Here is a 26,199-nt window from a genome sequence, read left to right on the forward strand (position 1 = left end):
GCTCAGGCGGTCGCGAGGGCCGCTTTCGTCGAGGTCGTGCGCCGCAGCGTGACCGCCAGTGTCGTCGCGACGAGCGACAGCACGCCCCACACGATGAGTCCGGCGGCGGCGCCTCCGTTCGCGGCGATCAGCCCGGTGAAGGCCGGAGCGGTCGGCAACGCCGCACCGAGGTCGGCGAGCCACCCTGGCACCGTCGAGATCAGGCCGGTCGCGATCGCGAGTACGCCGACGAGCGCGCTGATCCAGCGTCCGATGCCACCGAACACCGCGACCAGGGCCTGGTTCACGGCGGCGAAGACGATGCCCGCGAGCACGGCGATGCCCGCGAACGCCCACCAGGTGCCGGCGTCGTAGCTCGCCACGATCTGCACGATGAGCGAGACCAGCAGACCCTGGGCCGCACCGATCGCCGCGGCGGGCGCGAACGCGCGCAGCGCGAGTCCGGCCGACGAGCGGCGTGACGTCAGTGTGCGGGCGGTGTGGGCGCGCATCACGAGGAACGAGGCGAGAGCGCCGAACCACAGCACGACGGCGGCGAGAAGCGGGATCGCGGTGGGGCCGAAGATCGTCGTGCCGTCGGCGCCCTTCGACGCGACCGGGTCGGCGATGACAGACGCGAGTGAGGTCGACTCCGAGTCGCTGAACGAGGGGAGCGAATCGGATGCCGTGCGCAGGCCACCCGCGAGGTCGCCGGTTCCCGTGGCGAGGGTGTCGAGCCCTGTCGAGAGTTCCGTGGCGCCGGTCGCGAGTTCGGTCGCACCGCTGGAGAGCTGGTCGGCTCCGGTCGACAGCGCACGCGCACCGGCGGCGGACTGGTCCAGTCCCTCCGAGGCGAGCTGCCTCAGACCGTCGGCGAGCGTCGTCGCGCCGGCTCCTGCCTGGCCCATCTGCGTGGCGAGAGTGGTGAATGCGGAGGGAAGGGTCGCGATGTTCGGCGCGACCTTCGTGAGGTAGCCCGAGGCGGTTCCCGCCGACTTCGCGACGGCCGCCGCGTTCGCGGCCTCGGTCGCCAGCTCTGCGCAGAGATCCCCCGACACGGCAGGGTCGCAACTCGCGGCCATCTCACCGAGCTTCTGCGCCAGGGCGGCAGACTTCGTCCCCGCATCCGTCGCCGAGGCGGTACCGGTCTTGATGGCCCCGACGAGTGCCGGCATCTGTTCCGCCTGGTCGCTCAACGCCGCCGCACCGTCGGTCAGGCCCTGACCGAGAGTGGATGCGCCGCCGGCGGCATCGCGCGTCTTCGAAGCGAGGGTGTCGAGACCGGATGCGAGCGACGAGGCTCCCGTTCCGAGTTCGGCGGCACCCGACGCCAGCTGTGTGGCCCCGTCCGGGATGGCTGCGGCGCCCGTCGCGGCATCCCGTGCTCCGCTGGCCAGCTTCACGGCTCCGTCCGCCGCGTCGCCGATCTGGTCGCCGATCGTCGTGAAGCCCACCAGGATGTTCTCGGTCGTCGCCTCCGAGAGAAGCGTGCCCATGCTCGAGGCCGCGACGTTCGCGATCTGGCTCGTGATGAGGTCGTCGGCGACGAGCCCGTCATCGGGGGTGGTGACCTTGATGGTCGCCTGCTCGGCGTCGCCACCGCCGTCCGAGATCGCCTGACCCGCGGAGGTCGCGGCCGCCGAGAAGTCCTCGGGGATCGTGATGACCGCCTGGTAGGAGCCGTCGGCGAGTCCCTCGGCAGCGTCGTCCTCGTTCGAGATCACCCAGGTGAGGTTCGAGTCGAGGTCGTCCGAGCCCTCGACGAGACCAGAGGCGAGCTGGCGTCCGAGGGGGGTGAGCTGTCCATCGATCTCGACGGGTTCGTCGAGGTTGACGATCGCAGCGGTCATCGAGTCGAGTCGCTCGGTCGGATTCTGCAACGCGGCGACCAGGATGCCGCCGACAGCCGCGGGCAGCATCAGGATGCCGAGGATGGTCAGCCACGTGATGGGCTTGCGTGAGCGTGCGCGCTCGATGGGGAGGGTCATGCGGTCACCTCGGTCGATTCGGAGGATTCGTCGGCGCTGTGGGGCGCGGAAGCGAGTGCGGCGGGTGCGTCGATGGCGATCACGTCCGCGGGGCCACGCCCGGCGTCCGTGAGCACATCGAGGGCGATCTCGGGAGTGAGCGCGGTCAGCAGCACCGCGGTCGAGCGGCGCGCATCGCGCAGGCGGGCGGCGAGCTGGTCGCGCTCGGAGGGCGCCAGGCGATCGATGCCGTCGATCACGACGAGGGCGGGGCGTCCTCGCAGAGCCTCGGACAGATCGGTCGACAGATCGCCCGCATCCGTGATCATCACCGCACCGACATGCGCGCGCACCCAGGCGGCGCGGCCGGGAAGCAGGTGGCCCGCCACCCGGAGGCGACCGTCGTCGGGTGTCACGCGGCCTGCGATGCTCAGAGACAGGGCGCGCAGCGCGCCGGGTGATGATCCGGTCAACACCGCGGCCGCACCCGGAGCGAGGCGGACGTGGAGCCCGTCGATGCCGGCATCCGCGATCGTCAGGTCGTCGGCCGCGACGACCGAGTCGTCTCCGGGCCACGCGGCCAGATGGCGCTCGCGCTCGACCGCCTCGCCCTCGATGTCGACGCTGGGCAGGATCTTCTCCAGCCACGCCGGGATCTCCCAGGCGCGCTCGCCGAGGATCGCCATCAGCGCGGGGATGAGCGTCATTCTCACGAGGAACGCGTCGATCGCGATACCCGCGGCGAGGCCCAGCGCGATCGGCTTGAGCGACGAGTCGCCCTCGGGCACGAACGCCACGAACACCGCGAACATGATGAGTCCGGCTGCCGTCACGACCTTGGCCGATCCGGTGAAGCCGCTGCGCACGGCACGCAGAGCAGCGGCGCGACGGGTCGCCCGATCGGGGCTCTTCCCCTCGGGGTCGTGCACGAAGTCCTCTCGCATGCGCGACACGAGGAAGACCTGGTAGTCCATCGCGAGGCCGAACAGCACGCCCATCAGGATGATCGGCATGAAGCTGATGATCGGACCGACCTTCGCGACGTGCAGGAGATCGGCGAACCAGCCCCACTCGAACACCGCACCGACGACGCCGAATCCGGCGACGATCGACAGCAGGTAGCCGGCGGCGGCGGTGATCGGCACCCAGAGCGAGCGGAACACGATCGTGAGCAGGACCAGCGACAGGCCGATCACGAAGATGCCGAAGGGGAGCAGGGCGTTTCCGAGCTGATCGGAGATGTCGATCCCCACGGCGGTGAAACCGGTGACCTTCAGGTCGATGCCGAACTCGTCGAGCCACTCGTCGTGGTGCGATCGCAGCTCGCGCACGAGATCCGCGGTCGCCGGGTCGTCGGCCGCCGTCTCGGGAATGATCTGCACGATGCCGGTGTCGGCCGTCTCGTTCGGGGTCGAGAGGGCGACCTCCTTCACGCCGTCGATCTTGGCCACTGCGTCGCCGAGATCGTCCATCAGGGTCACCGGATCGGTGGACGTGACGATCGTGCCGGTCAGGATCAGCGGGCCGTTGAAACCGGGGCCGAACTCCTCGCCGACGAGGTCGTAGCTCTGACGGGCCTCGGAGTCCTTGGGGAGCACGCCGGCGTTGGGCAGGGCGAGGTTCAGGCTCAGCGCCGGCACCGCGACGATGCCGAGACCGATGACGACGGCGAGAGAGACGAGGATCGGGCGCTTGGTCACTCCGGTCACCCAGCGCTCGCTGAAGCGGCGGCGAGGGGCGGGAGCAGGCTTTCCCTCTTTCGCCTTCGGTGCCTTGCGAGGGCGCCCTGCGACGCGGCCCTTCATGAAGCCGAGCAGAGCAGGAGTGAGGGTGACCGCGATCGCGACGGCGACGGCGACGGCCGCCGATGCGGCGATGCCCATGGTCGTGAGGAACGGGATGCCTGCGAAGCCGAGGCCGATCAGGGCGATGAGCACCGTGACGCCGGCGAACACGACGGCCGAGCCTGCGGTGCCCACGGCGCGGGCCGTCGACTCCTCGGGGTCGACACCCTCGCGGACCTGATCCTGATGTCTGGCCATGATGAACAGCGCATAGTCGATGCCGACCGCGAGCCCGAGCATGAGCGCGAGCAGGGGAGTCGTCGACGAGACGGTGGCGAAGGCGGTGGCCGCGAAGATGCCGGCCATCGAGATGCCCACACCGAGGATGGCGGTGAGGAGCGGCAGCCCTGCGACGACGAACGAGCGGAACGTCACGATGAGCACGAGCAGGGCGATGAGGAGACCCACGGCCTCGGTGAGGGTGACTCCGGGGACCGACGTCGCGAAGAGGTCGCCGCCGAGCGCGGTCTGGGAGCCTGCGGGGAGCTCGTCGGCGAGATCGGAGACGACCGCCCGGAGGTCGTCCTGCGTCTTGTCCGACACGTCGCTCGCCTGGCCGTCGAACTGCATGCGGATGATCCCGGCGGTCTCGTCGTCGTTGATCATGCCGCTGACCATCTCATCGAACGGCGACGTGGCCGAGAGCACGGAGTCGTCGAGATCGGCGAGCTCGGCGACGGCATCCTCGATGTCGTTCCGATAGGCGTCGTCGGTGATGGAGTCGCCGTCAGCCGCGACCACGATGATCTGCGCACTGGTTCCGCTGACCTGAGGGAACGACCGGTTGAGCTGCTCGAGACCGGCCTGGGACTCGGTTCCGGGGATCGAGAAGGAGTTGTCGGTGCCCGCTCCGAGCACGAGCGCGCCGGCCCCGGCGATGCCGAGCGCGAGGAGCCAGGAGACGAGGACGCGCCACGGGTGGCGGTACGACCAGCGGCCGAGCGAAGACAGGAGGGTGGACACGGAACTCCTCAGGGAATGCGGGCTGGATACACAGGTGTATCCAATACATAGATGTATCGTAAGGTGATCCGAGCCCCGGAGTCTGTGTACGGGGTGTGAGAATGAGAGGCAGGAGGATTCGATGACGACGCCCGCCACCCGCAGTCGCGAGAACACGCGAGCCAGGCTTCTGGATGCCGCAGCCCAGGTCTTCGCCGAGGTCGGCCTCGACGGAGCATCCGTGGAAGCGGTCTGCGACCGCGCCGGGTTCACACGCGGCGCGTTCTATTCGAACTTCGAGTCGAAGGACGAGCTGTTCCTGATGCTCGCCGGGAGCGTCGCAGAGCAGCGCGTCAGTGCCGTGCGCGCCCGTGTCGAGGAGATCGCCGCGGACGGCGGTCTCTCCGAAGGATGCGACCCGGTCGAGCTGGTGCAGCAGATCATGGATGCCGGCGGCGACGACCGCCTCGGCGTGATGCTCATGAGCGAGATCCGCATCCGCGCTCTGCGGGACGCGCAGTTCGGCGCCGCCTACCTCGTGCAGGAGCGCGAGATGGTCTCGAGCATCGCGACGATCATCACCGACATCGTCTCGGTGAGCTCGCTCGAGCTGAAGGTTCCGGCCGAAGAGGCCGCGCGCATGCTCATGATCATCTGGGAGGGCATGACCGTTCGCGGCGCGATGGCCGGGCAGGACTCCGATCAGCTGCGCCACTCCGGCAGCGAGGAGCTGGGCAGGCTCGTGCAGCTGCTGCTCGCCGAGTGACCCGGGACCCGCAGATGCATGCCGAGATCACACCTGCATGCCGAAAGGGCCCGTTTCGACCTGCATCCGTGTTCTCGGCATGCAGATGAGCGTCGATCAGCGTGCGTCGAGCACGGCGTAGCACCGCGCGAGGCGTTCGAGCCACCAGTCGCGGCGGTCGCTCGATGCCGCGAGGCGGGTGAGCGCCGCCTCATCGGGCGTGACCCGCGCCGCGGGGATCGATCCGTCGACCGGACGGAGGTCGGCGACGTCGTCGAGGAAGAGCGACGCGGTGCCGAGGCCGCAGTCGTAGTCGAGGGTCGGCAGGGCCGCAGCGAGCGCCGCGCCCTGCGACAGCCCGATCGCGGTGTCGAGCGCGCTCGAGACGACCACGGGCAGGCCGGCGGCCGTGACGATCTGCAGTGCGTGCGTGATGCCGCCGAGCGGCTGGGCCTTGATCACGAGCAGGTCGGCGGCCTTCTCGCGAGCGACGGCGAGCGGGTCGGACGACTTGCGGATGCTCTCATCGGCGGCGACCGGGATGCCCATGTACTTCACCCGCGTGCGCAGCTCGGCGAGCTCGGGCACCGTGGCGCACGGCTGCTCGACGTACTCGAGGTCGAACTCGTTGAGCGCGTGCACCGCGTGCTCGGCCTCATCGACGTTCCACAGTCCGTTGGCGTCGACGCGGATGCGGCCCTCGGGCCCCATGGCCTCGCGCACCGCTCGCACCCGTGCGATGTCGTCGGCGAGAGTCTGCCCGGGTTCGGCGACCTTGACCTTGGCGGTGCGGCAGCCGGCGAATCGCGCCAGCACCTCGGCGACCCGGGAGGCGTCGATCGCAGGGATCGTGGCGTTGACCCCGATCCGCTCGCGGAGAGGTTCGGGCTGCGGTCTCCAGGCGAAGTCGATCGCCGCGGCGAGCCAGGTCGCCGCCTCGGCGTCCTCGTATTCGAGGAACGGCGAGAACTCCGCCCACCCCTGCGGTCCCTCGACGAGCAGCGCCTCGCGGGTGTCGACACCGCGGAATCGGGTGTGCATGGGCAGGGAGACGACCCGGGCCGAGCTGAGCAGGTCTGCGAGCGGTGGGAGCATGTGCTCATTCTGCTCCGTGCCCGCTCGCCGATGGCATCCGCCGTGCCGAAGGCAGTGAGTCAGATCAGTCGCTTCTGCAGTTCGCCGAGTCGCTCGCTGGGCAGGAAGCCGAGCAGCGTGTTGACGGCGAGCATGTGCGCGTTCGATTCGGCGTTGTAGGTGTAGACCGCTGTCGTCCGGGGCGCCTCGCGGTGCAGCGTCCGCAGATTGGTGACCTTCACGGCCATGCCGAGACGATGCCCGCGATCCGCCGCGCGCACGAGAGTTCCCCACTGGTACGCGTTTCCGTCATCGGCGGAGACGACGAGCTGGGAGTATGCGGCCGCACCGCCGTCCGGGGCGAGGGCGATGGTCCCGAACGAGAGGCGCCGCTGTCGCTCGATCAGATCTTCGCTCTCGCGGATGCTGTCGACGTCGGGCTTCTGCGGTTCGATGTCGAGGTCGCCGGTCGGTGCCTCGGTCTCGAGCGTGGCGTCGAGGATCGTCCAGCGTTCCACGACTTCGTCGGGGATCCGGCCGACCCAGCTGCGGATCTCATATCCCTCGGTGGAGCCGGCGATCTCGGCCTCGATGCGGTCGAGCAGCGAGGGCTCGACGGGCAGGACGAGTCGGCTCTGCACGTCGCCGAGGGCGAGCGCGTATCCGCGGGCTCGGGCGAACTCGCGCCCGGGCGACCCAGTCCCCTCCGAACCGCGCTCGTAGGGCCAGGAAGTCGATCCGTGTGCCGTGGTGCGGCCGGATGCCACGGCTTCGCCCTCGAGGAACGCCAGCGCCTCCGAGCCGATGCCGCGCCGTCTGTGGCGCGGCGGCACGCTGACCGCGAGGTGCGCGACGTGCGTGTTGTCCTTGAGTGGCAGCGCGAGGCTCGCGGAGCCGACCACTTGATCGTCGGCGCGCAGCAGGTATGCGCGCCGATCGACCACGGCGGATTCCTGCTGCAGCTCGCTGCGGCATTCGGAGAGCGACCAGACGACGGCATCCGTGCCGCGGTCGGCACGCTCGGCGGTCGCGTACGCATTCCACCACGCGTCCACGTCGGCATCGTGCAGAGGGTCGATGCGCGAGATCTCGATGGCCATGCGCCCACGGTACTTGCTCTCGCAGGCGGCGCCGTCTGCGTCTGCAACCTCGTCGGGAATAGGCTGGATGCTGTGACCAGCGCATTCGTCTCAGACCTGTTCGACCCGGACGAATGGGTGCTCGCGCCCGGGGCCGAGGACTACACCGACATCACCGCCCACGTGAGCACCGACGGCGGAGTCGCGCGGATCGCGTTCAACCGTCCTGAGGTGCGCAACGCCTTCCGACCGCACACGGTCGACGAGCTGTACCGTGCGCTCGATGACGCGAGGCAGAACCCCCGTATCGGAGCCGTGCTGCTGACGGGCAACGGCCCGAGCCCGAAGGACGGCGGCTGGGCCTTCTGCTCCGGGGGCGATCAGCGCATCCGCGGACGCGACGGCTACAAGTACTCCGACGATGAGACGACCGTGCACGACCCGGCGCGAGCCGGCCGACTGCACATCCTCGAGGTGCAGCGACTCATCCGCTTCATGCCCAAGGTCGTCATCGCGGTCGTCCCTGGGTGGGCGGCAGGCGGCGGACACTCGCTGCACGTCGTGTGCGATCTCACGATCGCGTCGGCCGAGGAGGCGCGGTTCAAGCAGACCGACGCCGACGTGGGCAGCTTCGACGCCGGCTACGGCTCGGCCTACATGGCGCGGCAGACCGGGCAGAAGTTCGCGCGAGAGGTGTTCTTCCTCGCCGAGGAGTACTCGGCGCAGCGTGCTTACGAGGCCGGTGCGGTGAACCGCGTCGTGCCGCACGCCGAGCTCGAGCGCGAGGCGCTGAAGATGGCGCGCACCGTTCTCACCAAGTCGCCGACCGCCATCCGGATGCTGAAGTTCGCCTTCAACGCGGTCGATGACGGGCTCGTCGGCCAGCAGGTGTTCGCGGGTGAGGCCACGCGTCTCGCCTACGGCACCGACGAGGCTGTGGAGGGGCGCGACTCGTTCCTCGAGAAGCGGGATCCGGACTGGACGTCCTTCCCCTGGCACTACTGAACGCCTGACACTGCGGAGCGGAACGGGAATCACATGGTCGCGTTGAGATCGACGGATGCCGAGGATCCGGCCGAGCTCCGCGACGCTCTCGAGCGCGCGCTCGACGGCGGGCCTGCGCTGGGATTCGGCATGCTCGGCGACGCCCCGAGTTGGGTGCCCGAGGGCACTGCGGTCGTGATCGCGACCTCGGGGTCGAGCGGCATCCCCAAGCGGGTCGCCCTGAGCGGCGAGGCTCTGCGCGCGAGCGCGGACGCCACGGCAGCGAGGATCGGCGCCGGCCGCTGGCTGCTCGCTCTGCCCGCGGGCTACGTCGCGGGACTCCAGGTCATCGTGCGGTCGCTGGTCGCGGGCACGCATCCGGTCGCGCTGAGCGGCCGGTTCTCACCCGCATCCTTCGCGGAGTCGACCCTGTCTATGCTCCGTCCGTCGTCCGCGGCATCAGGCTCGATCCCCGACCTCTACACGTCTCTCGTCCCCGCGCAGCTCTCGACACTGCTCGATGCGGCGGATGACGGCCCTGTGCTCGCCGCCCTGCGGGCGTACCGTGCGATCCTCGTCGGAGGGCAGGCGCTGCCGGAGCCGTTGCGCGATCGCGCCGCAGATCTCGGAGTCCGCCTCGTGCGCACGTACGGATCCACAGAGACCAGCGGAGGATGCGTGTACGACGGCGTGCCGCTCGACACCGTCGGCGCGCGCACCGTCGACGGCGAGCTGCGCATCGCGGGCCCGATGCTCGCCGACGGGTACCTGGGCGACGGAGAGCTCACGGCGAAGAACTTCTCGCGCGACGAGCACGGCATCCGCTGGTACCACACGGGTGATCTCGGGCTCCTCGACGACGGCGTGGTGCGGGTGCACGGCCGCGCGGACAACGTGATCGTCTCCGGCGGCATCAATGTCTCCCTCGACCGGGTCGAGAGGCTCGTGCGCCGCATCCCCGGTCTCACGGGAGCGGTCGTGGTGGGTGTCGAGGACGAGCGCTGGGGCGAGGCATCGGTGATCGTGGCGCCTCGAGGTGAGGCGCTGCGGCGCAGCGAGTCCGAGCAGCTGTCGCACGCGCGTGACGTGGTCGCGGAAGAGCTGGGCAAGCACGCCCGACCCGCGCGGCTGATCCTCGTCGACGAGCTCGACGTGCTCTCGTCAGGAAAACCTGACCGCGAGTCCATCAGGCGAGCTGTCGCAGAACTGCACTGACGGTCGATTCGCCGCGGCGGGAACTCTCCTGCCAGAGTGGGGCATGGCCACCTACACGCACGGACATCACGAGACCGTCCTCCGCTCACACAGCAGCCGCACCATCGCGAACTCGGCGGAGTACCTGCGACCGCACCTCACCGCGGGCGCACGACTCCTCGATGTCGGAGCGGGCCCCGGCAGCATCACGGTCGACTTCGCCGGCGTCGTCGGTCACGTCACGGCGACCGAGATCGACGAGAACGCCCTCTCGCTGTCGCGCGATCTCGCGGCGAGCAAGGGGCTCACGAACCTCGACTTCTGCGTCGAGGACGTGCACTCACTGAGCTTCGCCGACGACAGCTTCGACATCGTGCACGCGCACCAGGTGCTGCAGCACGTCGGCGATCCGGTGCAGGCACTCCGGGAGATGCGTCGGGTGACGGCACCCGGCGGGATCGTCGCCGTGCGCGACGCCGACTACGCAGGCTTCATCTGGTTCCCGGTGCTCCCGGAACTCGACCGGTGGCTCGACCTCTACCGACGGGCGGCGCGAGCGAACGGCGGCGAGCCCGATGCAGGGCGGCGCCTGCTCGCCTGGGCGCGGGCAGCCGGATTCGACGACGTCACGGCGACGACCTCGAACTGGACGTACGCGACACCGGAGGACCGCGCCTGGTGGGGCGGCATGTGGGCCGACCGCATCCTCGAGTCCGCGCTCGCCCGGCAGCTGGTCGACAGCGACATGGCGACGTCCGCAGACCTGCAGGCGATCAGCGACGCCTGGAAGCGCTGGGCCGATGACGGCGACGGCTGGTATCTCGTGCCGCACGGAGAGATCATCGCGCGCGCCTGATCCACCCGGTGGATACATCTGCAGGCGGATGCGGGGCGGAAGCCGTGCCGCGTAGCGTGGAGGAGTGATCCGCCCGCTCTCCCGCACGGCGCTGATCCTCGACATCGTCGGGGCGGCGCTGCTCTTCGTCATCCTGACCCCGTTCTCGATCGTGTTCTACGGCCCGGGGGCCCTGGGCGAGGGTGTCGACGGGATGGCGGTCGTGGCGGTCGTGGTGCCGGGCATCCTGATGTTCGGCGGCGTGGCGATCGGCAGGCTCGCGCCGGGGCTCGCGCTCGCCGCGGCCTGGGCGGGTGCGATCGTCCAGATGCTCGCCGGATACGGCCCCCTGCCCATCGACCTCGCGATCCTTCTCGTGCTGTACGCGACCGCCGCCTGGGGCTCACGGGCCGTGCTGTGGTGGGGGTTCGGATCAGCGCTCTTCGGTGGGTTCGTCGCGGCCGGCTTCCTGGTCGTCGTCACCGGGGTCGCTTCCGGTGCCAGCGGGTGGGACCAGCTGACCACCGGCACGCTGCTCCTCGCGGTCTCCGTGCTCGCGCTCGGATTCGCCTGGGTGTGCGGGTTGCTGTGGCGCGTGGTGCTGCGGGCGCGGAGCACCCGATCGGCTCAGCTGCAGGCGGAGTCGCTCGCTGCCGAAGAGCAGGAGCGTGTGCGAATCGCCCGTGACATGCACGACATCGTCGCGCACTCGCTGGCCGTGGTGATCGCACAGGCCGACGGCGCCCGGTATGCCGCGGCCGCGAAGCCGGAGGTGGCCACCGAAGCGCTGGGCACGATCGCGCAGACGGCCCGTGGCGCGTTGAGCGATGTCCGGCTGTTGCTCACCCAGCTGCGCCACCGTCAGGGCGACGGCCCCCAGCCCACTCTCGCCGACCTCGAAGCCCTGTTCGCGCAGGTGCGGCAGGCGGGCATCGAGCCGCGCATCACGGTCGACCCCACACCACCCGGCGAACCGCCCGGAGCGATTCAGCTCGCGGTCTACCGGATCCTGCAGGAGGCGCTCACCAACGCCATCCGGCACGGCGACGGTGCCGTCGACGTGCACCTCGCCTGGCTTCCCGAGCGCGTCGACATCCAGGTGCGCAACACCGTCGGCCGCGAGCAGACGCAGTCCGGCGGTGGGCACGGCCTGATCGGTATGCGGGAACGTGCGCAGCTGGTCGGCGGTAGCCTGCAGGCGGAGCGCCAGGGCGTGCAGTTCGTGGTCCGAGCGTCGCTCCCGATCGGAGAAGCCGAATGATCAGAGTCGTCCTCGTCGACGATCAGGCGCTGTTCCGCGCCGGCATCCGGATGCTGCTCGCCTCTCAGCCCGACATCGATGTCGTCGGCGAAGCCGGAGACGGACGGGAGGCGATCGAGCTCGTCCGCGCGACCCGCCCCGATGTGGTTCTGATGGACATCAGGATGCCGGTGATGGACGGACTCACCGCGACGGCCGAGATCCTGACCCAGCCCGACCCTCCTCGTATCGTGATGCTGACGACGTTCGACCTCGATGAGGCGGCGGCCCGCGCGATCCGGCAGGGCGCCAGCGGCTTCCTGCTGAAGGACGCGGATCCCGAGTTCCTGCTCGCCGCGATCCGCACCGTCCATTCGGGGTCGAGCGTCATCGCGGCATCCGCGACCCGCGAGCTGTTCGCGCACTTCGCCGAGGCGCCGAAGCCGGTGCCGGCGCAGTTCGAGGCGCTGACCGATCGAGAGCGCGAGATCTTCGCCCTGGCGGCGAGGGGCCTGTCCAACTCCGAGATCGCCGCCCGTGAGTACCTCAGCGAGGCCACCGTGAAGACCCACATCAGCCGCATCCTCACCAAGCTGACGCTGCGTGATCGAGTGCAGCTCGTGGTGTTCGCGTTCGAGCACGGACTCGCCTGAACACGACACGCGTCGTCTCGAGATCATCCTTGCGATGTACACGGATGCGCCGTCAGGGCGACGCGGCAGCGTGGTCGTGCTCCGTAGCGTCGAAGGCATGGAGATCACGACCACAGACCTCGGCCTCGCGGCCCGCGTCCAGCACCTCGACAAGACCTACGGCGCAGGCGAAAGCACCGTCCGCGCGCTCGACGACGTCAGCGTCGGCATCCGCCGCGGTCAGTTCACCGCGATCATGGGCCCCTCCGGCTCGGGCAAATCCACGCTGATGCACATCATGGCGGGGCTCGACAGCCCGACGCAGGGGCGAGCGTGGATCGGCGACACCGAGATCACGGGCCTCGGCGACCTCGATCTGACGATCCTGCGACGCCGTCGCGTCGGGTTCATCTTCCAGGCCTTCAACCTCGTGCCCACTCTCACGGCGCACGGCAACATCATGCTGCCGTTCGAACTCGACGGGCGGCGCCCGAGCGCGATCGAGAAGGCCCGCATCGACGGTCTGATCGAGACCCTCGGGCTCGGCTCGCGGCTGCAGCATCGTCCGCATCAGCTCTCGGGCGGCCAGCAGCAGCGTGTCGCGATCGCGCGGGCGTTGGCGACGGCGCCCGACCTCGTGTTCGCCGATGAGCCGACCGGGAACCTCGACTCGAAGACCGGGCGAGAGGTGCTGCAGCTGCTCGCCGCCGCGAGCCGCGAGCACGGGCAGTCCATCGCGATGGTCACCCACGACGCGATCGCGGCAAGTCACGCGGATCGGGTGCTGTTCCTCGGCGACGGACGCATCGTCGCCGACCACCCCCGTCAGAGCGCCGAGGAGATCTCGGCCTACATGCTCGCTGCCGAGGTGGCGGCATGACCGCCGTCGAATCCCCGATCCGCACGGTCGTCCCGCAGACCGCGGCGACGGGACCGCGCCTGGGATGGTTGCGTGACCGGGGCATGGGCGCCAGCATCCTCGTCGCCGCTCTCTCGGCCGCTTTCGGAGTCGTGCTGGTCGAGACCACCGCGTACCTCGGCGCCGTGCTGCAGGCCGACCCGTTCATCGGCGACAGCGAGACCCTCGCCTTCATCGTCGGCCTGCTCTCCGTCCTTCTCACGGGAGTCGCGATGTACGTCGCGGCGATCGTCACCGCCAACACGTTCTCGACGATCATCGCCGGCCGCACACGTCAGATCGCGCTCATGCGCCTGATCGGTGCGACCGCTCGGTCACAGCGCGCGGAGGTGGGCACGCAGGGATTCGTCGTCGGCGTCATCGGTGCCGCACTGGGGCTGCTGGCCGGTCTCCTGATCGCCGCGGTCGGCGTGCAGATCGGCTCCCAGCTGATCGCGAACGTTCCCGAGGGCTTCTCGCTCGCACAGCCCTTCATCGCTCTGCCGGCTGTCGGCGTCGCCCTCACGACCTGGGCTGCTGCCTGGGCGGGGTCGCGCCGGGTGCTCGACGTCACGCCGCTGCAGGCGATCGGCGGCTCGGTCGAGCGCACGCACGACGAGGTCTCGCGCGCAGGCCGTCACGTCGGTGCCTGGGTGCTGCTCGTGGCCGGGGCGCTCCTGCTCGCGGCCGGTGTCGTCGTGGGGCTGGTGCATCCGCTCGGTGTCGTCGTCGCGTTCGTCGGCGGGCTGCTGTCGTTCACCGGGCTCGCGCTCGGAGCGGTGCTGTTCATGCCTCCCGTGCTGCGACTGGTGGGGCGGATGTTCGGGTCGAGCGCCACCGCCCGGCTCGCCGCCGAGAACGCGCTGCGCTACCCCGAGCGCTCGTCGCGCATGGCCATCGGCGTGGTCATGGGGGTCACCCTGGTCACGATGTTCGCCGTCGCGCTCGAATCGGTCAAGCAGATGCTGATCAGTCAGGTCGACGGCGAGACGCCGGCCGAGTTCTTCACGCCGTTCGACGCCTTCGCCGCGGTGATGATGGTGCTCGTCGCCGTGTCTGCGGTGATCGCGGCGGTCGGCCTGGTCAACCTGCTGACGATCGGAGTCGTCCAGCGCCGTCGCGAGCTCGGACTGCTGCGCTCCATCGGTCTGTCCAACGGCCAGGTGCGCCGCATGGTGCTGCTCGAGGCCGCGCACATCACGGTGGCGGCCACTCTGACCGGTCTCGTGCTCGGGACGGTCTACGGGTGGATCGCCGCGCAGTCGCTGCTCGGCTCCACGCCGACGCTTCCGGACTTCGAACCGGCGGGCCTCGTCGCGCCGCACGTGCCGTGGCTGCCCATCGTGATCATCGTCGTCGCGACCGCCGTGCTCACCCTGGTCGCGGCCGCCGCTCCGACCAGGCTCGCCACCCGTGTGGTGCCTGTGGAGGCGCTCGCCGCGGACTGATCCGTTCGCCGTCACCCACGCCCCGATGACACGTGCCGTCATCGGGGCATGGTCGTGCACGGGCTCGTCCTAGGCTGGACGGATGCCGTCTCCGTTCGATCAGTCCACGTATCAGGTGCGCCTCGAGTGGGGTGTCGAGGGACTCGGGCGTCTCGCGCCCGCCGACGTCGTCGTGGTGGTCGACGTCCTGCGGTTCTCGTCGACCGTTGCGGATGCCGTCGCATCCGGCGCCTCGGTCTCGCTCGACGATGCCGAGCGCTGGTCGCGCAACGGTGCAGCGGTCGCCGCCGCTGCGAAGGATTCGGTGGTCCTTCTCGGATGCCTCCGCAACGCCTCGGCGGTGGCACGAGCGATCGCCGAGCTGCAGGAGCGCAGACAGGCGCGGACCTCGGTCGCCGTGATCGCCGCGGGGGAGGCCGACGCTGCCGGGGCCGTGCGCTTTGCGGTGGAGGACCAGCTCGGCGCGGGCGCGATCGTCGCCGCGCTGACCGATCTGGGCATCGACCACACCGCACCCGACGCCGCCGTCGCCGCCGAAGGGTTCCGCGCGCTCCGGCGCGCCCTGCGTCACATGATCAACGCCAGCGGATCAGCGCGCGAGATCGCCGACGGAGTCGCCGCGACCGAGCGGATCACGGCTGCGGGTCTCCTCCCGGTGACGCCCGCCGGTGCCGCCGAGCTCGACGCGCATGATGTCGTCCCCGTGCTCCGTGAGGGCGTCTTCGTCGCCTTCGGCTGAGCGGTCATCGTGTACTCGGCAACAGGCCGGGCATCCGACGGACTATTCGAACGCTCCGACGTAGGGTCGTGAGATGAGGTTCGTCCCCGCTCTCGTCCTCGACGCCGTGCTGGTGCTCGTGTTCGCCGTGATCGGTCGTGCATCGCACGACGAGGATCCCGGTGGCTTCCTGCTCACGGCCTGGCCGTTCATCGTCGCCCTCCTGCTCGGCCATCTCGTCGCCGCTCTGCTTCCGGGCAGACCGCGTCGGCCGTGGTCACTCGGCTGGGGCGCGGTCGTCTGGGCTGTCACGGTCGTCGGAGGGATGCTGCTGCGGGTCGTCTCGGGAGACACCGCGCAGGTGGCGTTCATCATCGTGGCGACGCTCGTGCTCGGGATCTTCCTCGTCGGCTGGCGGGCCGTGGCGGCGCTGCTGCGTCGGCGTGCCCATCGCGAGCGGCAGAGCGGCGGCGCGGATGCGGCCGAGGCGGCAGGCGGCGAGCGGATCGACGACGGTGTGGTCGCCTCGTCGGAGGATGCCGCGGAGCAGTCGCCCGACGCATCCGGGCCCGACGCCGTTCCGGATTCCGACCCCCACACGCGCTGACCCCGACGCGCTGACCCCGATCGGGTCAGCGTGACATCTGGGCGGCGAGCCGGGTGTCGGCGCTGATCTCGCGTCGGGTCCAGTCGAACAGGTAGCGAGCGTCGTACGAGCGTGAGCAGCGTGCGCACGAGGTCGCACGCGACGGGCGCCGATGGCGGTAGGTGACGTGGCCCGACGGGCACCGCCCCACCCACGGGGCGAGTTCCACGGCCGTCTCGCCGTGGTGCGTGGTTCCGCCCACGTAGCCGAGATCGCGGGCCACACGCTTCCACGCGGAGCCGTGCGCCGCCTCGTGCCCGGCCAGTGCGTGCGCGACCTCGTGCAGCAGCACCTGGTGGATCTCGTCGTCGTCGAACCGCGCAGCCAGATACCGCGACACTGTGATGCGCTTCTTCGAATAGTCGCACTGCCCCGCACGACGTTTCGCATGGTCGAAGTCGAACGACCAGCTGTCGTCGAGATGCATCGTGATCAGTGCTTCGCCCCAGACGCGCACACGGTCAAGTTCGGCCATGCGATCAGGCTAAGCCATGCCGCCGACATCGCGGGCAGGGGCGCGTCAGCCGGCGACCAGCTGCGATGTGCGCCGTCGCTCGGCGGCCTCGATCGCGAGGAGCACGGTCTCGAGCTCACGATCCTGGGCTCCGGCTTCCCGACGCAGGAACAGAGACTGTTTGAAGCTCTCGCGGGCCGTCTCGTAGTCGCCGGCTTCGTAGGCGTTCTTACCGTGGTGGTGGTGGGCGAACGCGGCGATCGACGCCCAGCGCTGCCCTTCGGCCTCGGCGGCGCACGTGGCGAGCTCCTGCTCGGCGGCGGCGTGGGCGCCGCGGTGCTGGAGGACGGTCGCGTGCAGGACCCGTGCTCGGAGGACGTCCTTGCGGGTGCCCGCCATACGAGACTGGCGCACGGCTTCATCGGCCAGCGGCAGAGCTTCGTCGAGTCGATCCAGCACCTTGAGGAGCCAGACCCGTTCGAGCAGCGCCGGAAGGCTCCGCTGGTTCTCGATCTCCTCCAGTCGTGCCGAACACTCGTCGAGGTCGACCAGCTCGCGAAGGCTCTCCTGGTCGTATCCCTGGATGAAACTCATTGCTCTCCTTCCGCAGCGTCCCCCGTCCAGTGTGCCTCGCGACCGTCTCGTCGTCGGGGCGGCACGCCCCACGGGCTCCGCATCCGGAACCGGATCCGTGCCTTCAGCGCAGGAACAGCGATGCATCCGGACGCGGTGACGCCACGGCATCCGCGTCCGTCACCACCCGCGCACCCTGGACGAACGCCGTCACCTCTGCGCCCTGGGCGATCTTCGCCGGATGCGGACCGGCGGCCAGCATCCGCGGGAGCCATTCGGTGGGGAGCGGGGCGGCCGAAGCCGCGATCACGAGGTTGCCGAAGCGGCGCCCCTTGAGCACCTGGGTGTCGGCGAGCACGCCGATCTCGGGGAGTACCTCTGCGATCGTCGCGACCTGACGTCGTGCGAAGGCCAGGCCGGGGCCGTCGGCGACGTTCACGAGCAGCACGCCGCCGGGGGAGAGGAGTGCGGAGAGCTCGTGGTAGAACTCCAGGCTCGTGAGGTGCGCGGGGGTCCGAGCGCCGGAGTAGACGTCGGAGACGACCAGATCGCAGCTGCCGACGATGGCCGGGGGCAGTCGTGTGATGCCCTCACGCGCGTCGCCGATCCGCAATCGGATCGCCGCGCCCTTGGGAAGCGGCAGATGCTCCCGCACGAGCGTCACCAACGGAGCCTCGAGCTCGATGACCTGCTGTCGAGACCCCGGTCTCGTCGCGTCGATGTAGCGGGGGATCGTCAGGGCGCCGGCACCCAGATGCACGACGGTGAGGGGACCGGCGGGCAGCTGGTCGATCACGGCGCCCATGCGCACGATGTACTCGAAATGCAGGTGCGTCGGGTCATCCAGGTCGACGTGCGACTGCGGGGTGTCGTCGACGATGAGCTCGAATCCGCTGGTGAACTCCGACGGGATGATCCGCGCGACGCCGCCGTGGTCGAGTCTGGCCTGAGGATGCTCGGTGTCTCGCGCTCGCGTCCTGCCCATGCTCCGAGACTACGCGCTCACTTCGCCTGGTTGCCGACCGAGCAGGTGTCCTGGTCGACGCTCTGCCCCGAGATCTCCGGAGGCAGCGTCGCCCGCGTCTCGGGCGTCGCGGTGGGCGCGGGTGTCTCCGTCGTGCCCTCGGACGGGGCGGGGGTCGCGAGCTCCACGCTCCGGTGAGTGGAGACATCGCCCGAGAGCGCGATGGGCTCCCCGGCGACGAGCGCGGCCCACAGCGGGGCGGCGGCATCGTAGTTCGGCACGACCTTGATGCCGGGGTTGTCGGGGTCGTCCAGGTTCGGGTATTGCGCGAACACGAAGTCCGAGAAACGCACGTCCTTCAGGGCGAGGGCGAGCTGAGTCAGCGTCAGCGGGTTGCTCAACGACTCGCTCGGCACGATGTTGTCGGCGACGGTGTTCATCAGCCGCAGCACCTTGGCAGGGTCGGTCAGAGTCTCGGCGCTCAGTATCTTCTTCGCGAGTCGCGACATGTACTGCTGCTGGTTCGAGATGCGGGCGAGGTCGCTCTCGTCGCCGACTCCGTGACGCGTACGGATGAACGCCAGTGCGCTCGCACCGGAGACGGTGTGGGTGCCGACGGGCAGATCGATGCCCGCCTTCGAGTCGTGGATCCCGTCGCCCGCGACGCACACCTCGACGCCGCCGATCGCGTCGGTGATCGAGATCACGCCGTCGAAGCTGATCTTGGCGGCGAACTCGATCGGGAGCTCGCTGAGGTCGCTGATGGTCTTCGCGACGCACGAGATGCCCGCGTGGTCGAAGAGCGAGTTGAGCGGAGCCTTCGACATGGCTGACGCCGTCGATCCGTCTTCTCGCGTGCACTCCGGCACCTCGACCATCAGGTCTCGCGGGAAGGACACGACCGTGACGTTGCGCGGTGCGGCCGACACGTGCACGAGCAGGTTCACGTCATTGCGGCTGCCGCCGTCCGCCTTCTCGCAACGCTCGCCGAGCAGCTGCGTGGAGATCTCGCCGCACTCGTCGGTGCCGACGATGAGTATGCTGAAGGCCTTGTCGCTCGGGTAGGCGCCCAGTGACGGGGGAGCGATCTCGGCGTCATCCTCGAGAGCGACCGCCCCCTCTCCGACCCGGTTGAGCACGTCGATCACGATGAAGCTCGCGACCGCGACGGAGGAGACCAAGAGCACGCCGAGAGCCACCGCCAACAGCTTGAGGAAGGTCGACAGCGCGCTGGGTGTCGGCAGATCGGCATGGCGCGCGACCGTTGCGCGCTTCGGGTCGTCGAGAGGCCCTGGCATGCGGCGAGCCTACCCGGGGATGGCGATGTTACGGCCGCATGACGTTTCTGAGAATAACTTGCAGGGAATTAGTTAGTGATGAATACTTTTTCCTACGTGGTAGGCACCCGATGCCGCCAGGACGTTCAAAGAGGAGAACCCTGATGCACAAGCGCATTCTTCCGGCCGTGGCGCTCGGCGCCGTGGCCACCCTGGGGCTGGCGGCCTGCGCCGGCGGCGCAGACAACGGTGGAGCCGTCGACGGAGAGGGCCAGGAGCTCACCGTCTGGATCATGAAGGGCACCAACCCCGACGCGAGCGCGTTCTACGACGAGGTATCGGACGCCTTCGAAGACGAGACCGGAGCCACGGTCAAGATCGAGGAGATCCAGTGGGCCGACGCCCACGACCGCTTCGTCACGTCGATCGCCGGTGGCACTACGCCCGACATCGCCGAGACCGGCACGACCTGGACCGCCGAGTTCGCCGACGCAGGCGCGCTCGAGGAGCTCGACGAGTACGTCGACGGTGAGAAGGGCCTGCGCGACGACCTGGTCGAGGGCCTCGCCGTCGCCGGCACCTACGACGAGAAGCTTTACGGCATGCCGTGGTACGCCGGAGTGCGTTCGATCGTCTACCGCACCGACGTCTTCGAGGAGCTCGGTCTCGAGGCTCCCAAGACGTGGGACGACATCGTCACCGCGGGCGAGGCCATCAAGGCAGCCAAGCCCGACATGCTGCCCTTCCCCGTCGCGGGCGACGCCGAGTTCCAGGTCTACCCCTGGGTCTGGGGTGCGGGCGGCGAGATCGCGACTCTCGACGGCAAGACCTGGACGAGCGAGCTCGACAGCGATGAGTCGCGTGCCGGCATCGAGTTCTACACCGGTCTCGCGACCGAGCACGGCTTCTCGTCCGCCGGTGCGACCACCTGGAAGGAGACCGACCTCCGTGACTCGTTCACGCAGGGCAACGTCGCCATGATGCTCTCCGGCTCGTGGACCCCCAAGGCCCTCATCGAGGCGAACCCCGACCTCGAGGGCAAGATCGGCGCTGCAGTGATCCCCGGCGAAGACGGCGGCATCGCTCCGTCCGTGCTCGGCGGCTCGCACCTCTCGGTCTTCAACACCACCAAGAACGCCGACCTCGCGTGGGAGTTCGTCAAGCTCATGACCACGGGCGAGTTCGCCGAGAAGTGGGCCGACGAGACCGGATACTTCCCGGGCGTCCAGTCCGCGATGGAAGAGGCACTGGCCTCGACCGACCCGCTCGTCGCTCCGTTCGCGCAGCAGATGGTCGAGGGTGGCGCATCCGTGCCGGTCACCCCGAACTTCGGTGCGGTCCAGGCGAAGAAGACGACCAACTCGATGATCCAGGCCATCCTCAGCGGGCAGAAGGACGTCGACACGGCGACCAAGGATGCCGCTGCTGAGATGACCGAGCTGCTCAACAAGTAAGGCTGTATCCCTTCATGTCGATGGTGCAAGCGCCACTGCCGGCCACGAAGGCGGAGTCCACCTCCGCCTCCGTGGCCGGTGGCCGGCCGCGCAAGCGAGGACTCTCGCTGCTCACGGCCCGCCCCTGGCTCCTTCTCGCTCCCGGGCTGGTCATCCTCGCGGTGCTCATGCTTTGGCCGCTCATCCAGGTCTTCATCTTCTCGCTGCAGGACTACGGCCTGCGCGAGATCAACACCGGTGAGAACAACTGGATCGGCATCGACAACTACGTCGAGGCGCTCACCAACCCGACACTCTGGACGGTCGTGCTCCCGAACACGGTCGGCTTCGCAGCCGTCGCGGTGTTCGTCACCGTCGCCGTCGGCACGCTCGTCGCCCTGCTGCTCGCGAAGCTGGGCCCGGTCTGGCGAACCATCGTCTCGAGCTGCATCATGGTGGCCTGGGCGATGCCCGCCGTCACCGGAACCTACGTCTGGACGTTCATCTTCGACGCCGACCGTGGCATCTTCAACACCGTCCTGCAGGATCTCGGCCTGATGGACGACCCGGTGAACTGGTTCACCAACCAGTGGTCGTTCTACGCGATCGTGCTGCTGAACGTCGTGCACCATGGCTTCCCGTTCGTCGCCATCACGGTCCTCGCCGGTCTCCTCGGCGTCTCGAAGGAGATGCTCGAGGCGGCGGCCCTCGACGGCGCCAACGCCTGGATGCGCTTCTGGAAGATCATCTTCCCGACCCTCAAGCCCGTCTTCTCGGTCGTGATCATCCTGTCGACGATCTGGGACTTCAAGGTCTTCGCGCAGGTCTACCTGATGCCCGGCGGAGGCGGCGGCAACCGATCCGTGCTGAACCTCGGAGTCTGGTCGTACGTCGAGTCCTTCGGGCAGAACCGCTACGGGTTCGGTGCCGCGCTCGCCGTGCTCCTCACCCTCGTCCTGATCGGCATCACGATCGTGTACATCCGCTCCCTCATGAAGGAGGACGAGCTGTGAACCCCCGCCCGTCTGTCATGTCGCGGGTCGGCACCGGTATCGCGATCGCGGCCGTGCTGATCTTCACGCTCTTCCCCGTGTACTGGATGGTCTCCAGCGCACTCGACGCCAAGGCGTCCAGCGGAGGACAGTCCCTGCTGCCGCAGGAGTTCACATTCGACAACTTCGCGTTCGTGCTCACCGACGGCGGTTTCGGCACCTACCTGCGCAACTCCGCGATCGTGGCTCTCGTCACGGTCCTCGTCAGCGCTCTGGTGTGTCTGCTCGCTGCCGTCGCGGTCGCTCGCTTCCGCTTCAAGTTCCGCACCACGATCCTCATGATGATCCTCGTCGTGCAGATGGTGCCGCTCGAAGCCCTCGTGATCCCGCTGTTCCTCCAGGTGAAGAGCCTCGGACTGCTCAACAGCATCCTGGGTCTGATGGTCGTCTACGTCGCCCTCTCGCTCGCGTTCGGAATCTGGATGCTGCGCGGATTCGTCGCCGCCGTCCCGGTGGAGCTCGAGGAGGCCGCGTACATCGACGGTGCCAGCTGGTGGCGGATGTTCCGCTCGATCCTGCTGCCGCTCGTGATGCCTGGTCTGGTCGCGACCAGTATCTTCAGCTTCATCACGGCCTGGAACGAGTTCATCTTCGCGATGACGATCCTCGGCAGCGCGACCGACCAGTACACGGTGTCGATCGGTCTCAAGTCGTTCTTCGGCCTGCACTCCAACGACTGGGGCAGCATCATGGCCGCGTCGACGATCATCACGATCCCCGTCATGATCTTCTTCGTGATCGTGCAGCGTCGGCTCTCGGCCGGCATGGTGGCAGGAGCGGTGAAGGGATGACCGACGAGCTCGAACGACTCGCGAATGCGGTGCTGTGGCCCGGGTTCCTCGGAACCGAGGCTCCGCAATGGCTCGTCGCAGAGCTCGAGGCCGGCCTCGCCGGTGTGGTCTACTTCGGCCAGAACATCGGCGACGAGCTGTCCGAGTTGAGTGCTCGGATCCTTCGCGCGAACCCCGACGCCCTGATCGGCATCGACGAGGAGGGCGGCAACGTCACCCGCCTCGAGTCCGCCACCGGGTCGACGCTCCCGGGCGCGGCTCAGCTGGGCATCGTCGACGACGTCGAGGCGACGAGAGCGTCGGGCGCGGAGCTCGCTCGACGTGTCGCGGCGATCGGCGGCAACGTGGTGCTCGGCCCGGTCGCCGATGTGAACACCGACCCGCGCAACCCGGTGATCGGTGTCCGTTCGTTCGGCAGCGACGAGGCGGTCGTCTCGCGACACGTGCTGGCGGCCGTCGACGGCATCCAGAGCGGTGCTGCGGCGGCCTGCGTCAAGCACTTCCCCGGTCACGGCGACACCCATCTGGACTCGCACCACGCGCTGCCGGAGATCTCTCTCGACATCGAGGAATTCGAGAGGGTTCACCTCGAGCCCTTCCGAGCGGCTGTGGCCGCAGGCGTCGATTCGATCATGACCGCGCACATCGTCGTCCCCGCCTGGGGACCGCAGCCCGCGACGCTCAACGCCCGCGTGCTCGGGATGCTGCGCGACTGGGGCTTCGACGGCGTGATCATCACGGACGCCCTCGACATGGCGGCGATCCGCGAGACCGTCGGCATCGGAGCGGGGGCAGCGAAGGCCCTCGCCGCCGGCGCCGACCTGCTGTGCATCGGAAACCCCACCAATCGCGGCGAGGCGACTCTCCCCGATCAGGACCAGCGCGACTTCCACGAGGCGCGTGACGGGATCGTGGCCGCCCTGCGCGACGGCACGCTGTCTCGCGCACGTGTCGAGGAGGCGGCACGCCGCGTCGGAGTGCTGGCTGCGACGCTGCGCAGGCGCGCCGGTTCGGCCGACGCTCCGTCCGACTTCGACGCGAGCGAGATCGTCGGGCGCGCGGTGACGGGTGCGACCGCGGATGCCGAGGCGCTGGCCGTGGTCGATGCGCGGCGCCGATCCACGCTCGCGGTCGACAGCGCGTCCGCGTACGTCGCCGAGGCGCTCGCCGGCGACGGATATCGCGTGCGCGTCGACGTGGCCCGTGCCCCGCTCGCAGAGCAGGATGCCGCTCTGGACGCCGCCGTCGACGACGACGGACTCACGGTGATCCTGATCGACCGCGCCGACGCGGACGAGGCCCAACGTGCCCTGGTCGACCGAGCGGCGACGCGGGACCCCGGCGCGGTCGTCGTCAACGTCGGACTCGCACCGCAGCGCCTCTTGGCCGTACCGGTCGTCGAGGTCGGAGCGGCCAGCCTGATCGGCGCGCGTGCGGCACGCGAGCGACTGATCGCGAGCTCGGTCCACGACGATGTGACGTCACGCCCCGACACAGATCCGGCCGACTGAGGCAGGATGACACCGTGGACGCAGACGTTCTCGCGCTGGTGCGCCGATCCGTTCCCCGCCTGAGTGCCGCAGAGGCACGAGTCGCGGAGACGATACTCGGCGACCCCACGCTCGTCGTGGACCTCGCGATCAACGACCTCGCCCAGCTCTGCCACACGTCGCTCTCGACGGTGGCGAGGTTCGCGCAGTCCCTCGGCTTCAGCGGGTATCGCGAGCTCAGGGTCGCCGTCGCCCGCACGGTGACACTCGCGCAGGCGCAGCAGGCACGCTTCGGACTCGACACCACGGCGATCGATCCGGATGACGAGCCGGCCGCGATCGCCGCCAAGCTCGCCGCACAGGAGATCGACGCGATCGAGAAGACCGCGCTCGGCCTCGATGCCGCCTCCCTCGACCGTGTCGCCCTCGCGCTGGTCGCCGCGCGGCATGTCGATCTGTTCGGTCAGGCGGCGTCGTCCCTCACGGCGCAGGACCTCCAGCAGAAGCTGGCCCGCATCGGATGCTCCGTCGCGCACTCGGCCGATCCGCACCTCGCGCTGACCACCGCGTCGCTGCGCACGCCAGAGGATGTGGTGATCGCCTTCTCGCACAGCGGGGAGACCCACGAGGTCGTTCGTGCCGTGGAGGTCGCCCGCGACGCCGGTGCGCTGTCGGTCGCGGTCACCAGCGCGCCCGACTCGACGCTCGCCCTCGCGGCTGATCTCGTGCTGCTCACCTACGCGCAGGAGTCGCCGTTCCGCATGGCGGCGATGTCGAGTCGCATCGCGCAGCTCGCCCTCGTCGACATCCTGTTCGTGCGTGTCGTGCAGCACAGGGGAGAGCCTGTCGTGATCCCGCTGCAGCTGACGCACGATGCGGCGGCCTCGAGACGACGTCGCTGAGAACACCCCCGCGCTGTCGTGCGGGGTCCCGTGTCAGACCACGTGATCGCGGGTGCTGATCAGCGCCCGCGTGGCGATCCGATGAGCCCGGGCGAGGCTGCCCGTGAGTGACAGTCCGGTGAGGATGCCGGCGAGGAAGCCGGCGGCGAACGCATCTCCCGCGCCGATCGACTCGACGACCGGCACATCGAGTGCCTCGCTCTCGGTGCGCTCGGACCCGTCGAAGGACACGGCGCCGGACCGGCTCGTGGCGATCAGATACCGCGCTTCGGGGAACAGCTCGCGCAGGCGATCGGGGTCGGCCGTGCCGAACACGGCCTCGGCATCGGGCTGCGTGCAGAACACGATGTCGGCGCGGCGGGCATAGGACGCGATCACTGCGCGCCCCTCATCCTCTCGACCTCGCCACAGTGCGGGCCGCCAGTTCACATCGAAGCTGATCAGGCGGCCCTCGCGCGGTGCATCGAACAGGGCATCCTGCGCAGCCCTCGTCGAGTCGGAGAGCGCGGGGGTGATGCCCGAGGTGTGCACCAGCGCGGACTCGGCGAGCAGGTCGGATGCGGGGGACGACTCGAAGGTGTCGGGCGACATCGCCGAGGCCGCGGAACCCGAGCGGTAGTAGTGCATCGTCCCGTCGATCGAGCCGTCGGGACCCGACGAAAGCTCCTTCACATAGAGGCCGGTGGGAGCATCCGGGTCGATCTCGATGCCGCGGCCGTCGACCCCGTGCTGACGCAGCTCGGCGGTGAGGAAGCGTCCGAATCCGTCGTCACCGACCCTCGATACGACAGCGGTGCGGATGCCGGCCGAAGCCAGCGCGATCGCCGTGTTCCACTCCGCTCCGGCCAGTGAGCGGTGGAACGTCCGCGCTTCTTCGAGGGGGCCGGCCGTGGCGGGGACGAAGGAGACCAGACCTTCGCCGACGCAGACGGCGAGAGCGGAAGTGTCGGGCACGTTCTGGACATTACCGGATCGGTCGGAGGGGGGAACTTCCGATACCGGAATGCAACCTGGAAGTGTTTTGCATCGGTATGCCCA

At 69.3% G+C, this 26,199-nt stretch carries 24 protein-coding genes; 15 read left to right on the forward strand and 9 right to left on the reverse strand.

The genetic code is table 11. The features are described 5' to 3' along the window. Positions 1 to 2 precede the first annotated feature (2 nt). Both JOF42_RS06620 and JOF42_RS06625 read right to left on the reverse strand, forming a co-directional pair. The gene (locus tag JOF42_RS06620) at positions 3 to 1,967 is read right to left on the reverse strand and encodes a YhgE/Pip domain-containing protein (protein WP_210097136.1); all 1,965 of its coding nucleotides are present in this window, start codon (positions 1,965 to 1,967) and stop codon (positions 3 to 5) included. Continuing rightward, complete coding sequence (locus JOF42_RS06625; RefSeq protein WP_210097137.1) at positions 1,964 to 4,753, reverse strand: MMPL family transporter; 2,790 nt, start codon at positions 4,751 to 4,753, stop codon at positions 1,964 to 1,966. Before JOF42_RS06625 ends, JOF42_RS06620 begins: the two co-directional genes overlap by 4 nt. A 121-nt stretch (positions 4,754 to 4,874) precedes the next feature. Here JOF42_RS06625 and JOF42_RS06630 point away from each other — a divergent pair, with 121 nt between their 5' ends. Beyond that, a complete protein-coding gene (locus JOF42_RS06630) occupies positions 4,875 to 5,498 on the forward strand; it encodes a TetR/AcrR family transcriptional regulator (RefSeq protein WP_210097138.1) in 624 nt (207 codons plus the stop codon). A 96-nt stretch (positions 5,499 to 5,594) separates the two neighbouring features. Here JOF42_RS06630 and JOF42_RS06635 read toward each other — a convergent pair whose 3' ends face one another. Next, a complete protein-coding gene (locus JOF42_RS06635) occupies positions 5,595 to 6,572 on the reverse strand; it encodes an o-succinylbenzoate synthase (RefSeq protein ID WP_210097139.1) in 978 nt (325 codons plus the stop codon). A 59-nt stretch (positions 6,573 to 6,631) separates the two neighbouring features. Then, positions 6,632 to 7,651 (reverse strand): GNAT family N-acetyltransferase, encoded by a 1,020-nt coding sequence (locus JOF42_RS06640; protein WP_210097140.1) that lies wholly within the window; start codon positions 7,649 to 7,651, stop codon positions 6,632 to 6,634. A gap of 72 nt (positions 7,652 to 7,723) precedes the next feature. Between JOF42_RS06640 and JOF42_RS06645 the strand changes: the two genes are divergently transcribed. From JOF42_RS06645 to JOF42_RS06685, 9 genes are all read left to right on the forward strand, one after another. Continuing rightward, the gene (locus JOF42_RS06645; RefSeq protein WP_056515875.1) at positions 7,724 to 8,635 is read left to right on the forward strand and encodes a 1,4-dihydroxy-2-naphthoyl-CoA synthase; all 912 of its coding nucleotides are present in this window, start codon (positions 7,724 to 7,726) and stop codon (positions 8,633 to 8,635) included. 33 nt (positions 8,636 to 8,668) lie between these two features. Then, complete coding sequence (locus JOF42_RS06650; RefSeq protein ID WP_210097141.1) at positions 8,669 to 9,829, forward strand: AMP-binding protein; 1,161 nt, start codon at positions 8,669 to 8,671, stop codon at positions 9,827 to 9,829. Positions 9,830 to 9,872: 43 nt separating this feature from the next. Next, positions 9,873 to 10,664 carry a class I SAM-dependent methyltransferase gene (locus tag JOF42_RS06655; protein ID WP_210097142.1) on the forward strand — a complete coding sequence of 264 codons (792 nt, stop codon included), beginning with the start codon at positions 9,873 to 9,875 and terminating at the stop codon, positions 10,662 to 10,664. A 64-nt stretch (positions 10,665 to 10,728) separates the two neighbouring features. Further along, a complete protein-coding gene (locus tag JOF42_RS06660; RefSeq protein WP_210097143.1) occupies positions 10,729 to 11,904 on the forward strand; it encodes an ATP-binding protein in 1,176 nt (391 codons plus the stop codon). Then, positions 11,901 to 12,536 (forward strand): response regulator, encoded by a 636-nt coding sequence (locus JOF42_RS06665; protein WP_210097144.1) that lies wholly within the window; start codon positions 11,901 to 11,903, stop codon positions 12,534 to 12,536. Before JOF42_RS06660 ends, JOF42_RS06665 begins: the two co-directional genes overlap by 4 nt. A 97-nt stretch (positions 12,537 to 12,633) precedes the next feature. Beyond that, positions 12,634 to 13,395, forward strand: a complete 762-nt coding sequence (locus JOF42_RS06670) for an ABC transporter ATP-binding protein (protein WP_210097145.1) — start codon at positions 12,634 to 12,636, stop codon at positions 13,393 to 13,395. Then, positions 13,392 to 14,861 (forward strand): ABC transporter permease, encoded by a 1,470-nt coding sequence (locus tag JOF42_RS06675; protein WP_210097146.1) that lies wholly within the window; start codon positions 13,392 to 13,394, stop codon positions 14,859 to 14,861. The genes JOF42_RS06670 and JOF42_RS06675 overlap by 4 nt, the downstream gene beginning before the upstream one ends. 82 nt (positions 14,862 to 14,943) lie before the next feature. Next, positions 14,944 to 15,600, forward strand: a complete 657-nt coding sequence (locus JOF42_RS06680; protein ID WP_210097147.1) for a 2-phosphosulfolactate phosphatase — start codon at positions 14,944 to 14,946, stop codon at positions 15,598 to 15,600. 73 nt (positions 15,601 to 15,673) lie between these two features. Continuing rightward, entirely contained in the window at positions 15,674 to 16,186 is a 513-nt protein-coding gene (locus JOF42_RS06685) for a DUF3054 domain-containing protein (RefSeq protein WP_210097148.1), read from the forward strand. A gap of 25 nt (positions 16,187 to 16,211) precedes the next feature. On the opposite strand, the gene JOF42_RS06690 is transcribed toward JOF42_RS06685, so the two are convergent. The 4 genes from JOF42_RS06690 to JOF42_RS06705 form a co-directional block, all read right to left on the reverse strand. After that, the gene (locus JOF42_RS06690) at positions 16,212 to 16,700 is read right to left on the reverse strand and encodes a SprT-like domain-containing protein (RefSeq protein ID WP_210097149.1); all 489 of its coding nucleotides are present in this window, start codon (positions 16,698 to 16,700) and stop codon (positions 16,212 to 16,214) included. A 45-nt stretch (positions 16,701 to 16,745) separates the two neighbouring features. After that, complete coding sequence (locus tag JOF42_RS06695) at positions 16,746 to 17,273, reverse strand: hypothetical protein (RefSeq protein WP_210097150.1); 528 nt, start codon at positions 17,271 to 17,273, stop codon at positions 16,746 to 16,748. Between the two features lie 103 nt (positions 17,274 to 17,376). Continuing rightward, positions 17,377 to 18,237: a spermidine synthase gene (locus tag JOF42_RS06700; RefSeq protein WP_210097151.1), complete on the reverse strand. Its 861-nt coding sequence runs from the start codon at positions 18,235 to 18,237 to the stop codon at positions 17,377 to 17,379. A 17-nt stretch (positions 18,238 to 18,254) separates the two neighbouring features. Further along, a complete protein-coding gene (locus tag JOF42_RS06705) occupies positions 18,255 to 19,514 on the reverse strand; it encodes an LCP family protein (RefSeq protein ID WP_210097152.1) in 1,260 nt (419 codons plus the stop codon). Positions 19,515 to 19,657: 143 nt separating this feature from the next. Here JOF42_RS06705 and JOF42_RS06710 point away from each other — a divergent pair, with 143 nt between their 5' ends. The 5 genes from JOF42_RS06710 to JOF42_RS06730 are packed head-to-tail and all read left to right on the forward strand — an operon-like array spanning position 19,658 to position 25,161. Next, on the forward strand, positions 19,658 to 20,947 hold the full coding sequence (locus JOF42_RS06710) for a sugar ABC transporter substrate-binding protein (protein ID WP_210097153.1): 1,290 nt from the start codon (positions 19,658 to 19,660) through the stop codon (positions 20,945 to 20,947). 14 nt (positions 20,948 to 20,961) lie between these two features. Next, positions 20,962 to 21,939: a carbohydrate ABC transporter permease gene (locus JOF42_RS06715; protein WP_210097154.1), complete on the forward strand. Its 978-nt coding sequence runs from the start codon at positions 20,962 to 20,964 to the stop codon at positions 21,937 to 21,939. Beyond that, entirely contained in the window at positions 21,936 to 22,769 is an 834-nt protein-coding gene (locus JOF42_RS06720) for a carbohydrate ABC transporter permease (protein WP_056515922.1), read from the forward strand. Before JOF42_RS06715 ends, JOF42_RS06720 begins: the two co-directional genes overlap by 4 nt. Then, positions 22,766 to 24,280 carry a glycoside hydrolase family 3 protein gene (locus JOF42_RS06725; RefSeq protein ID WP_210097155.1) on the forward strand — a complete coding sequence of 505 codons (1,515 nt, stop codon included), beginning with the start codon at positions 22,766 to 22,768 and terminating at the stop codon, positions 24,278 to 24,280. The genes JOF42_RS06720 and JOF42_RS06725 overlap by 4 nt, the downstream gene beginning before the upstream one ends. Positions 24,281 to 24,294: 14 nt before the next feature. After that, a complete protein-coding gene (locus JOF42_RS06730) occupies positions 24,295 to 25,161 on the forward strand; it encodes a MurR/RpiR family transcriptional regulator (RefSeq protein WP_210097156.1) in 867 nt (288 codons plus the stop codon). A 33-nt stretch (positions 25,162 to 25,194) separates the two neighbouring features. On the opposite strand, the gene JOF42_RS06735 is transcribed toward JOF42_RS06730, so the two are convergent. Beyond that, entirely contained in the window at positions 25,195 to 26,115 is a 921-nt protein-coding gene (locus JOF42_RS06735; RefSeq protein ID WP_210097157.1) for a sugar kinase, read from the reverse strand. Positions 26,116 to 26,199: the final 84 nt, after the last annotated feature.

It is taken from the genome of Microbacterium phyllosphaerae, from assembly GCF_017876435.1.
GTDB classification, from domain to species: domain Bacteria; phylum Actinomycetota; class Actinomycetes; order Actinomycetales; family Microbacteriaceae; genus Microbacterium; species Microbacterium phyllosphaerae.